Annotated in this window: 3 protein-coding genes and 1 pseudogene; all 4 read left to right on the top strand. The window is 59.0% G+C overall.

Going from position 1 to position 13,060, the window contains the following annotated elements; translation table 11 throughout:
- The first annotated feature begins 642 nt into the window (after positions 1–642).
- Positions 643–4,704, top strand: a complete 4,062-nt coding sequence (locus K1W69_RS26025; protein WP_220231417.1) for an autotransporter domain-containing protein — start codon at positions 643–645, stop codon at positions 4,702–4,704.
- Positions 4,705–5,813: 1,109 nt separating this feature from the next.
- Positions 5,814–6,872, top strand: coding sequence for a helix-turn-helix domain-containing protein (locus K1W69_RS26020; protein WP_220231416.1), 1,059 nt, complete (start codon positions 5,814–5,816; stop codon positions 6,870–6,872).
- A gap of 218 nt (positions 6,873–7,090) precedes the next feature.
- Positions 7,091–10,945 carry an autotransporter outer membrane beta-barrel domain-containing protein gene (locus K1W69_RS26015; RefSeq protein WP_220231415.1) on the top strand — a complete coding sequence of 1,285 codons (3,855 nt, stop codon included), beginning with the start codon at positions 7,091–7,093 and terminating at the stop codon, positions 10,943–10,945.
- 161 nt (positions 10,946–11,106) lie between these two features.
- Positions 11,107–13,060, top strand: a pseudogene (locus K1W69_RS26010) (hypothetical protein); the annotation flags it as partial.

The following is a 13,060-nucleotide window of genomic DNA, read 5'->3' as shown; positions in this document are numbered from 1 at the left end:
TTGAAGGGCTTTGTCACGAACATCCCATCAATCCCTGGGATCAAACATCCAGGACCGCGCCCGCTAACGGGCCTCCCTTAAAAAACGTCAACAGAACGCCGCGGAAACGGGGGCGTTTCGCTCCGGGCAAAGTCTTCGACGAGCATACGCCCGATCGAGAACTGCGTTCTGCCGTTCCGTGAAGGGTTCGTCGCCCGCCGGTGCTGCACCGGTTCGGCGGTCGCCACGGTTTCGATCCCACATGGTGCTGTTCGGTACGGTAGGCTGCCGTCAGGAAAATTCCCAATCCGGTCAAGCGGAAAGTGCAGGGAAAGCAGCTCTCTCCGCATCGGCACGACTCCGTCGTGAATCAGGACCGTGTTGCTTTCCAGTTGTCGAGTATTCGCTCCCAATACCGCCATTTATATAGGTACTTGGAACAGAGAATAAGCAGACAGTTGACGTACATTTTCTAATGAATGGCAAATAAATCTCAGAATATTAATGCGTTAACGAATTTCTCTATGCACATTTATTTGTTTGTATACAAACACGGAACTAATTGAAACAAAAAAAATAATAGACAGAGTTAATAAATGAAATATTATGAACATTAATAAGAATAAGAAATTTTTTATCAATTATTTGGCGGGGAATATATTCATGTGTATCAAACAGAATTCTGCGGTATACGCGGTCTTGTTCTGGCTGTTTGCATCCAGTTTCTCTTTTGCGCAATCCTGGGACAACGAAGTCGGCGACGTCGACTGGTTCAACCCGACCAATTGGGATACCGATCTGCTTCCTGACGGAACACAGGACGTCATTGTCGACACAACCGGCGAAACGGTGCAGATAACGGATCAGGATCCGGATGCGCCGGCACAAACCAGGAATCTGACTCTCGGCTCGACGGCCGGCGCGAACGGCGAATTGACCATTAGTTCCGGCGGGATTGCCCAAACCGCAGGTTTCCTCAGCCTGGGGCATGGCGTCAATTCGACCGGCACACTGATTGTCACCGGCGCCGACTCGATGATCACAGTGGCCGATAACATTTCAGTAGGCACATTGGGGACAGGAACGCTTCGCGTCGAGGACGGCGCGACAGTGACCGCGAACGCGGACACACTTATAGGTTATAGCGGGGACGCCGTCGGTGAAGCGACGATCAGCGGCGCTGGCTCGACCCTGGACATTGCATCCGGTGAACTCATCGTCGGCTATGCGGCAGACGGCACGCTGACGGTCGAGGACGGAGGCCTGGTGACCTCGAATCTCGCCAGCATCGGTTCGACACCGGGTTCGCTCGGCACGGCAACGGTGACCGGCGCAAATTCGCAGTGGAACAATACCACGACATTGTATGTCGGCAATGCCGGAACCGGTACGCTCACTGTCGAAAATGGCGGGACAGTCGTCAACACCGGTGCGGTCGTTGTCGGCGTTGAAACTGGTGCGACCGGACTGGTCGAGGTGACGGGGACCGGCTCGAGTCTGGCAACCAGCAGTTTGAACATTGGTCAGGGTGGCTCGGGTTCGCTCTTGATTAATGATGGTGCTACCGTAACGAATGAAGTGACCAATCTGGCTATAGGATCCGGATCCCCAGCCGTTGCGACGGTTTCCGGAAGCGGTTCATCGTGGACGAGCGACACCATGTTCGTCGGCATCGTGGGATCCGGCGCCCTGACGATCGAAGACGGCGGATCGGTTACCACCGAAACGACCCTTATTGCCCTGCCTGGTGGTACGGCCAGCGCAGCCACGGTTTCCGGCGCGGGATCGACATGGACAAACACAGGAGCCGTCTTCTCGATCGGATTGGGCGGCGACGGAACGCTGACCATCAGGGAGGGCGGTCTTGTGTCGGCAACGGATATGAGCATCGCCCAGTCGTCAGGTTCAAAAGGTACGCTGAACATCGGCGCTGCGGCGGGCGAAGCCCCGGCTGCCCCCGGCACGCTGGACGCGTCAACGCTCGCCTTCGGTGATGGAACAGGCAAGCTCATCTTCAATCACACGGATACAACTGGTGCTTACGAATTCGCGCCCGGTATGTCCTCCGGCGGCGGATTGTCGACCATAGAGCACCTCGCCGGCTACACGAACCTGACGGGCGACAGCAGCGGCTTTGCCGGCCGTACCTATGCCGAGGGCGGCACCCTCGCCATTACCGGCGGCGGCGTGCTTGGCGGCAGCTATGGCGCAATCGGCGACGCCGCCGGCTCCGACGGCGCAGTGTTTGTGTCGGGCGCCGGCTCGATGTGGTCCATGTCAAAACAACTCTATGTCGGCGTCGCCGGTACCGGTACTTTGACAATCGCCGATGGCGGCATGGTCAGCAATGATTACGCCTACGTCGGAGAGACGAGCGGTACCGAAGGAGCCGTGACCGTCACCGGAGCAGGATCCACATGGACGAACGCCAATGAAATCTACATGGGTTTGTCGGGGGCGGGCACGCTGAAGATCGAGCAAGGCGGCTCCGTCTCGGCCACGAACAGCTACCTCGGAGTGAACTCCGGCTCCGAGGGAACAGCTACCGTCATGGGCTCGAACTCAAGCTGGACGAATTCCGGCAATCTTTATGTTGGCTACGAGGGTGACGGCACGTTGACCATCGAGGACGGCGGGGTGGTTACCAATACGGCGGGTTATATTGGTGAGGCATCCGGCTCGGAAGGGACTGTGACGGTTTCCGGAGCCGGCTCGACCTGGACGAATTCGGGCAATCTTTTTGTCGGATTGAAAGGCGCTGCGGCACTGTCCATTGCAGATGGCGGGATGGTCAGCAGCACCACCGGCTACATCGGTTACCTGTCACCATCAGAGGGTGTTGTCACTGTTTCCGGACCGAATTCCACCTGGACCAACTCGATCGGTCTAGTTGTCGGGAGTTACTCGAACGGCTCGCTGACACTTTCGAATGGCGGCCTCGTATCGTCACCGGAGGTCGCTATTGCGAGAGACAGTGTCGAGGGCACGCTGAACATCGGCGCCGCCGCAGGTGAAACCGCAGCCGCACCCGGCACGCTCGACACACCCAGTCTTCTCTTCGACGCGGGATGGGCTACTCTTGTCTTCAACCACACCGACGAGACGGGCCTGTACGAGTTTGCGCCCGATATGTCATCGGACTATGGACGGGCGACCATCGAGCATTTTGCAGGTTTCACCCGTCTGACCGGAGACAGCAGCGGTTTCGGCGACAGTTGCTGCTTAGCGAAGACGACGAATATCTACGGCGGCACGCTGGCGATCGAGAACATGCTCGGCGGGCCGGTCAACGTCATGAGCGGCGGCACGCTGGGCGGGTCCGGCACGGCCACCGGCGACGTCACCTTCAACAGCGGCTCCTATTACCTCGTCGAGATGGACGGCACGACATCCGATCAGGGCCTGACGGTCGAGGGTACAGCCACACTCGACGGCACGGTGATGCTCGCCGGAGACTATGCCTCCACCGGCATGGGCGATGTCGTCGTCCTGACCAGCCAGACGCAACTGACAACGACCTTCGATGGCGTCGAACTGTCGACTCCGTCGCTGTTTCTATCGCCATTCCTTTCCTATGACGATGACGGCATCGGCGACGACCATGTCTATGTCTTGGTCGAACAGCTTCCATTCGCAACCTTTGCGGAAACCCCGAACCAGCGTTCCGTGGCAGGTGCGCTGGACGGCCTGCCGGGCAGCACGTCCCTGATCGGCGCTATTTTAATGATCGAAACGGAAGAAGAGGTCCGCGACGCCTACGACCAGCTTTCCGGCGAAGCCCATGCCTCGCTGAAGGGGGCGCTGTTGGAGAATGGCCAGCGGACGGCCGGCGCCGTCAACGACCGCATCCACAATGCCTTCGACGGAACGGACGCCAATACGTCTGTTGCAGCCTATGGCGATATCTCCGATGCCGTGAACGGCTTCTGGATCACCGGCTATGGCGACTGGATTTCGACCGACGCCACCTTCAACACCGCCGCGGCCGACAGCGACCTCTATGGCGTCGTCGCAGGCTTCGACCGCAAGATCGGAGACTACGCACGCCTCGGCATTCTCGTCGGCTACAGCCGCACCGATACCTCCGTCGATGCGCGGGCTTCCGAAGCCGATGCAAACAGCTACACGCTCGGCGTCTATGGCGGCGCCGACAACGGCAATGCGGTCTTGAGCCTCGGCGCCCTCTACACATGGCATTCGGTCGACAGTTCCCGGTTTGTCACCAATCCGGTGTCGGAACAGCTCGTTGCCGATTACGACGCCCGTTCGTATCAGTTCTTCGCCGAGGCCGGCTACCGGATGACGACGGGTGCGGCCACCTTCGAGCCCTTTGCCGGTGTCTCATACATCAGCCTGAAGACCAACGCCTTTGCCGAGACCGGGGGCATGGCGGCGCTGGCCTCGCCGTCGCAGACGACCAGCACCACCTTCACGACGCTGGGGCTGCGCGCCGCCGTTGCTGTAACCGACAGTGCGCGTCTGACCGGCATGGCCGGCTGGCGTCATGCCTTCGGCGACATCGATCCGGCCTCGACCTTCACCATTGCCGGCAGCACGCCGTTCTCGGTGCTTGGCGCGCCGATTGCCGAGGATGCGGCGGTTGTCGAAGCCGGCATCGATTTCGTCGCCTCCGACACCGTCACCATCGGCGCTGCTTATGAGGGCCAGTATGGCGACGGGGCGATTGCCAACGGCTTCAACGCCAGGATAGTGGCAGCATTCTGAGCCCCAACCACCTTATCTTCCGAGCTCAGGCTAATTTTTTTGGACTCGAACCGCGCGCCCCGGAAACGGGGTAGCCAAACGCGATATGTGACAAACAATTTGCTGGAGATCCACTCGTAGGCACGAAAGTAGGCTGGATGCCGGCCCGGATCGTATCCTATGGCATCGTGCGGGATTACGACCCCGACTACATCCGAATTCCCGGAAAACGAGTGAAACTCGCGCGAGAAGTCAAATATGTGTGCTTCGCCGGGTTTCATACTGGAAGATTCTTCGTTTACAATACCGCGGCGTTCTCCCTTTGTGTAGATTTGAAGTGAAAGATAGTCGCTTGCTGTCTTGTGATGATCATGATGGCGGCTGAATGACTGGCTTGAGATACAAACATCTGAAAAGATGAGAGAATCGACTAACCATTCTTTGAGTTTTTCCGATGGAGCGATAACATCCTGGTTCGGGTTGACATCATAGCAATCGCGAACGATTTCCCGCCAAGCGTCGAACAAATCTTTCTCAGCGCCAACGGATTTGTCGAGTACAATTGATGGTATAGCATCAAGAACCCTCATAAGCGGGCCAAGTATTCCTCCAATTGCAGCAGAATAGCAAAATTAACTTATACATTAAAATTTTGTTTTTATTCTCGTATTATGTACTTTTACGAAGCGTAATGGATGGTTGCTTGCGAACGTCTTGCCATGATTGCCTGGTGAGGCAATCTGTAAACGGCGCACAGGGACGTCCATAAAAACCGGCAGCGCAAAACCATACGTCTGATGCTGACTCCGATTTCCAGTCAGCGACATTGAAGGAATGATGTCGTTTTCATGTATAGTTTCAATAGGAAACACTGGGCCAAAATTCTTCGAACTGTTGCGATAACATGTAGCTGGCGCCCTTTTCGACAATATGCCTCAAAGGTCCGCCGTGCCAGGTATTGATATGATTTTCCAATGTTTGGTGATAGTTCTCTCCATGGACTATTCTTGTATCGATAACCATTATCGAATTGAAAAAATTGGCTTTTACAACAAGGTTAATGGGTATGAGGAGGCCATTTAAGCGATAGTGTGGTTTCTGGTGTGTGCGAGACAACAAGGAAGGTCATTTTGGACGACACGAAACATCTCGATCTCATTCCGTCAATTGCATTGGACACGTCTATTGTTGGTGAACGGCATATATTCGATGCATGGCGCGAATCCGTTCGCGGCATCTATGACGTTAATCCGAACGATGACGAGCGTGGCGTACACGAGAGAGTACGGTCCTATCTCGTGGCATCGCTGATTTTTACTGAAGTCACTCTCTCCAGCCAGTCGTTCAGCCGCCAAAGCAGCCATGTGAAAAATGCAGGCGACTATCTTTGGCTGAAAGTCTACAAAGGCGGAGAGAGCCGGGGTATTTCCGATGATCGTAGTTTTGTGATCATGCCCGGCGAAGTGCATATATTTGATTATACTCGAGAATTTCGTTCCATAATCACTGATTCCTCGGTCGCGGGGGCGGTCATTCCTCATGAAGCCGTTGGTTATGATCCCAGTCGTCATCCGTCCTACTTCATGTTTCCGTCCGCGTCACCGATTGGATGTATGCTGAAGCAGGCTCTCTATACGGTGCTGGACTTGGCGCCGAACCTTCAGAAAGAGGACGCTTCTGCTGTCAGCGACGGCTTCTGCAGTTTGCTGCAAAGTGCACTTTGTTTGTCGCCCCTTGGGAATCCAGAAACGCCCAACACCTTCGAAGCGCGTGTACATGCGATGAAGGCTTATCTGGACAAGCATCTGTCGGATCCTGATCTCGGCCCTGAGAGGCTGAGTAAGGAGTTCGGTATGTCCTTACCGACAGTTTATCGGCATTTTTCGGAAACCGGGGGCGTAAACCACTATATCGTGAACCGTCGACTGGACCGCGCCTATTCTCAACTTGCATCGCCTTCGTCCCGCAAACGAAAAATTCACGAGATCGCAAATGCCGCGGGATACGATGATCCTGCGTACTTTAGTCGATCGTTCAGCAAATACTTCGGTATTCCACCCTCGTCTGTGCAGAAGCTGAACCAGTCGCGTGAGGCAAACGGCTCAGATGGACGAAAATTTGCGAATACAAGTATTGAAGACTGGTTGTATAACAGAAAACCGCAATCGCACTCTATATTTTCCAGATGAGTTGACGTTTATAATCAGAGAGTTACTGGTTTCCTGATATCATTGGGCCGACAACCAGAATTCGTTCAGCATCAAAATCTTTAGTCCGGCAGACGACGTTCTGCCGGACGTCTCGATACGTTACTCCAAGCTTAAAGATAGCAGAGTCCATGGACTAGCATTCAGCTGTTAGCAATGATGACCAGTAGTTTGTTTGGCTGTTACAAAGGTAACTCGGTATGACGGCGCCGCGACTACTAAACAGTAGATTTTACCAGAAGTTTGAATGCTGTGATTGGCATTTTCTAAAGAACAAGATTTCAATAGTTTCGCTGATCAGTGGCATATTTTTAGTCAGTTTAATTGCTGTTTGTTTCAAACCAGTACCTGCCTCAGCCGCCTGCACCATCGACGGAACGATCACGACTTGCACCGGCAGCGGGCTTGGTCCAATCAGCTATACGGAAGCGGATGCCGTCGACGAGATCATCCTGGAGGATCTGACCGACGATGTCAGTGGGTCGGACGGGACGGCGATCTCGCTTACCGAAACAGGCACCGATGGATCGGATGACGGCGATGACGGTTCGTCTTCTTTTCCGGCTACTGTGACCTTCGATGGAACCAACGGCAGCGATACATACGGCGTCACCGATGCGACGGACAGCAGCATCATCGTGACGACGACGGGCGGGGAGGGGCATGAGGGAGAAAACAAGAGCGGCCGTCACGAGACCGGCGGCGACGGCGGCGACGGCGGCTCGGGTTCGGCCGTATCCCTGACGATGAGCGGCGGTTTCGTCAGCCAGACCGAGGGCGGAACCGGTATCGATGTATCGAACACCGGTGGGGCTGGAGGAAAAGGCGGCGAAGGCAGTTACACCGGCGACAGCTTCGATGATTCCGATCTCTATGGGGGTACAGGTGGCGCGGGCGGCGCCGCGGATACGGCAACGCTGACGATCGGCGATTTGACCAATCCGGACAGCAGCTACGGCATCGATCTCTCAGGGGTTGATATCGGGATCAGCCTGGCCAGTACCGGCGGTCAAGGTGGCCAGGGTGGGGAAGCCCGTTGTGATGCCGGCGATTCGACGTGCAAGTCCTATTCCGGGGTAGGGGGCGCGGGTGGTGCAAGTGGGGACGCCAAGGCGACTATAACCGACACCGAGGTTTCGATTTCGGATTTCTCGGACACCGGGATCGAAATCCTGAGCACCGGCGGCAACGGTGGCCAGGGCGGGCTGGCGAAGGCCATCTATGCATCGAACAAGGTCGAGAACAAGCCCTCCAACGGGTACGGCGATGGCGGTGATGGTGGTGATGCGGGGACAGCTGCATTTACAGTCACAGACAGTGCGATCATTGGGACCGACACCGACGGTGAGGCGATTTATGGCGTTGTCGTATCCAGTACGGGCGGCGCCGGCGGTGATGGCAACGATTCCTATACTGGCGGCGCAGGGAGTGATGCAGTCGGTGATCATCCCGGCTGGGGAAGCGGCGGCGACGGCGGGAATGGCGGCGAGAGCAGCCTGACCCTCACGGGTTCCGAAATCTCGTTATCGATGTCAGCCGATGATGCCGTCGGCATACTGGTGTCTTCGGTTGGCGACAGCGGTGGTGACGTTGGAACCACGACGAGCGATGTTACTGATTGGGCCAACGATCCGGACGAAGGCGGCAATGGCGGCGCGGGGGGTGATGGCGGGTCGGTGTCCGGCACAATGGATTCGAGCTCCGTCATGACCGTGACGACGACCGGGGAGGGCGGTTCCATGGGTGCGCTCACCTTGCTCAGCCAGGGTGGCGACGGCGGTGACGGAGGATCGGGTGGCGAACATGGCGACGGCAACGGCGGCGCCGGCGGCGCCGGTGGCAGCATATCCGGCACCATGACGACGGTTTCTGCGACGACCTCGGGCGACGATGCCTACGGCATCTATCTGGCGAGCGTGGGCGGCGATGGCGGGACCGGCAAGGCCGGTGATGGTTCAGGCGGTGACGCAGGCGCCATCGATGTCTCGTTTTCCTCGGTCACCGTCCAGGCGAGCGGCGACGGTTCGCACGGCGTCTATGCGCTGAGCCAAGGCGGTGCGGGCGGGGACTCAAGCAGTGACGGCGACGGCGGAGACGCCGACTGGATTTCCCTCACGGTCACCGGCGGGACAGTCGAGGTCACCGGGGAGGACGCCTACGGGATCGCCGCAATCAGCAGCGCCGGCAGTGCCGGCAGCGGCGATACGGGGGATTCGGCGGGCTATGTGAAGCTGACCACCGGAGCGGACGTCACGGTCTCGGGCAGCGGCGGCATCGGCCTGTATGCAGCCAGTTCCGGCGGCACGACCAGCGGGCAAATCGAGGTCACCGTCGATACGGGTGGAGTCATTACGGCTTCCGACGACGCCTCAGCGGCTGTCAGCATCGTCAACGGCAACGGCAACACGCTGACCAATGACGGCACGATCACCACCGATGATCTCACCAGCACATCGATCTATGCACTGATGACCTCGGGCGGCGATCTCGCCGTCACCAATAACGGCACCTTCAGCGGCGCGGTCGACTTCGACACCGACTATACGAACTCCTTCACCAACAACAGCGGCGCTACGCTGAACCTTGGCTCGGCCTTCGATATCGGCTCGAGCGGCACGCTGACCAATGACGGCACCATCTCGCCGGGTGGGTCCGGGTCGGTGATGACAAGTACGATCACCGGCGTCTTCACGCAGGGCAGCGACGGGACTTATCTGGTGGATGTCGACGGCAGTTCCGTGGATGAACTGGTGTTCGAGACGGCGGGTGCGACGATGGCTGGCACGGTCAGCGTCAACGTCATCACGGCGCCCTCGGCCAGCGGCAGCGCCGATATCGCCTTGTCCGAGGCCGGCAGCATGGACAGCTCCGGCCTCACGATCGGCGACACGGCGACGGCGGACTATTCGCTTGACACCAGCAGTTCCTTCTATGTCGCGCTCGAGTGGGACGTGAGCATGGACGACAGCGACCTTCTGGGGTCGGCGAGCCGCAACCAGTCGGCGGTTGCGGGCCACCTTCAGAATGTCCTGGAGAACGGCGGGCTCGGCAAGGAGCTGACGACCCTGCTCAACATCGTCGATGAGGACGAATATATCGCGGCGCTCGATACGTTTGCCTCGCAGATCGCCTCCGACATCCAGCTCACCTCGCTGTTCTCGGCGCAGCGCTTCTCCGACGCGCTGCTGAGCTGCAGCGTGCGTGACGGGGTCTATCGATTCATCGACGAAGACCAGTGCGCCTGGATGCGGGCCGGCGGCTCTGGTATGGAGCGGTCGTCGAGTTCGGCCAACCGGCCGTTCACACAGACCGCCTGGCAGTTCGAGGGCGGCGGCCAGTTCGCCCTTCAGGACAACTGGTTCCTTGGAACCGGCTTCAGCATCGGAACGCAGTCACTCTCGGTGGACGATATCGCCGACAGCGACGGTAACTTCTACCAGGGCGGTGTCGTGGCCAAGCACACGATGGGCAACACGCTCCTGTCGGCCTCGCTGACGGGCGGCTATGGCGACTTCGATATCACCCGGTATCTCTATTCCTCCGACTTTGCCCAAGGCAACGAGACGCTGTGGACGTTCTCCGGCCAGCTCAGCGCGTCGCACGCCTTCGTGCGCGGCGACTGGTACCTGAAGCCGCGGGTCGACATCGGTTTCGACCATGTCAACATGAACGGGTTCACGGAGACGGGAGCAGGCGGGGCAAGCCTGACGATCAACGACAATGCGCAGACGTATTACAGCATCCAGCCTTCGATCGAGATCGGGGGCGAGATTGCGGCTGCGAACGGGGTTCTGTTCCGACCGAGCGTTTCCGTCGGGCTGACGCAGTTCCTGGGGGATGCGGCGCCGGCGACATCGGCCTCGTTTGCCGACACCCCGGCGGGCATTGCGCCGTTCACGATCGGCAGCGAGTTCGACACGACTTATTTCGACGTGACGGCGGGGCTGGAGGTTCTGGCGACGGAGCGTCTCAGCCTGTCGGCCGAAGGCTTCGGTCAGTTCTCCGACAGCATCACAAGCTACGGTGGCTCCGCAAAGCTCGCAATCCGGTTCTAGGGACGACCAGTTCAGAGGGGAAACTACTTGTTATGATCAGCAGGTCGAAATCAGTTGCGATGCGAGCGTTTCCGTCAAAATGTGCCGTTCTTGCGGGTCTGGGGATTCTGTCAATATCGGCAAGCCCGGCTTCGTCTGCGTGTTCTACAAGCGGCACTAAGGTGACGTGCACCGGCAGCGATCTTGGCCCGATCAGCTATACTGAAGCGGATGCCGTCGATGAGATCGTTGTCGAGGATCTGACCGGCGATGTCAGCGGTTCGGACGGGACGGCGATCTCGCTGACGGAAGCCGGCGCCGGGGGATCGGATGACGGCGACGACGGTTCGTCTTCTTTTCCGGCTACTGTGACCTTCGATGGAACCAACGGCAGCGACACCTGGGGCGTTACCGATGCAACGGACACCAGCATCATTGTGACGACAGTCGGTGGTGCAGGTTATAGCGGAGAATCCAAAAGCGGGCGCCACGAAACGGCCGGCGATGGCGGTGACGGCGGTGCGGGATCGGCCGCCTCAATCACCATGACCGGTGGTTTCGTCAGTCAGACCGAAGGCGAGACCGGCATAGCAATATCGACAATTGGTGGAGCCGGAGGAACAGGCGGTGAAGCCGAATATACCGGTAACAGTTTTGATGACTCAGACGTCTATGGAGGCGACGGAGGAACCGGCGGCGCCGGCGATACGGCGACTCTGACGATCAGCGACTTGTCCGATCCGAACAGCAGCTACGGAATCGATCTGTCCGGCCTTTACACCGGCATCGAAGTGCTGAGCATAGGCGGCAATGGCGGCGATGGCGGTGAAGGTCGTTGTGATGGCCAGAATTCAGACAGGTGCAGAGCCTATTCTGGAGCGGGCGGAGCGGGCGGTGCTGCCGGTGACGCCGAAACGACCGTCACCGATACCGATATTTCCATTTCGGACTTCAGCGGAACGGGCATCGAAGTGCTGAGCATGGGCGGCGATGGCGGCGCGGGTGGCGAGGCAAAGGCCTATTGGAACGGTTACGTCGGAAACACGCCCTCAAATGGCTATGGCGACGGGGGTACGGGTGGCGATGCGGGGACTGCTTCACTCGGGCTAGTCGACGGCGCGATCGTCATTTCCGACGACAGCGGTGAAGCCGCGTATGGCGTTGACCTGTCCAGCGCCGGCGGCAACGGTGGCAGAGGAAACGAATCCAAAACGAACAGTGACGAAACATTTGATTATGCCGTACAACCCGGCTGGGGCAATGGCGGCGATGGCGGTGACGGCAGTGACGCCGAACTGACGCTGGAGGGCTCCGAACTCTCCGTTTCCCTGTCGGCCGACGATGCCGTCGGCATCCTGGTCTCCTCCACTGGCGGAACCGGCGGCGATACCGGGTCGTCCAGTGGTGACTGGGTTTTAGCTCCTGACGAAGGCGCCGATGGCGGCGCAGGCGGCGCCGGCGGGCCGGTGTCGGGCACGATGGACTCGACCTCCGTCATGACCGTGACGACGACCGGGGAGGGCGGTTCCATGGGCGCGCTCACCTTGCTCAGCCAGGGTGGCGACGGCGGTGACGGAGGATCGGGTGGCGAACATGGCGACGGCAACGGCGGCGCCGGCGGCGCCGGTGGCAGCATATCCGGCACCATTACGACGATTTCTGCGACAACATCCGGCGAAGATGCCTACGGCATCTATCTGGCGAGCCTCGGCGGCGACGGCGGAACGGGAGCGGCCAGCGATGGTTCGGGCGGTGACGCAGGCGCCATCGATATCTCGTTCTCGTCGGTCACCGTTCAGACGAGCGGCGACGGCTCGCACGGCGTCTATGCGCTGAGCCAGGGCGGTGCGGGCGGCGACTCAAGCAGTGACGGCGACGGCGGAGACGCCGACTGGATTACCCTCACGGTCACCGGCGGGACGGTCGAGGTGACCGGCGAGGACGCCTACGGGATCGCCGCAATCAACAGCGCCGGCAGTGCCGGCAGCGGCGATACGGGGGATTCGGCAGGCGATGTGAAGCTGACCACCGGAGCGGACGTCACGGTCTCGGGCAGCGGCGGCATCGGCCTGTATGCAGCCAGTTCCGGCGGAACGAGCAGCGGCAAGATCGAGGTCACGGTGGATGCCGGCGGCG

This window comes from Flavimaribacter sediminis (assembly GCF_019492055.1).
In the GTDB taxonomy this organism is placed as follows: domain Bacteria; phylum Pseudomonadota; class Alphaproteobacteria; order Rhizobiales; family Rhizobiaceae; genus Flavimaribacter; species Flavimaribacter sediminis.
The sequence above is the reverse complement of the archived record's forward strand: the minus strand, read 5'-3'. Positions and strand labels throughout refer to the sequence as shown.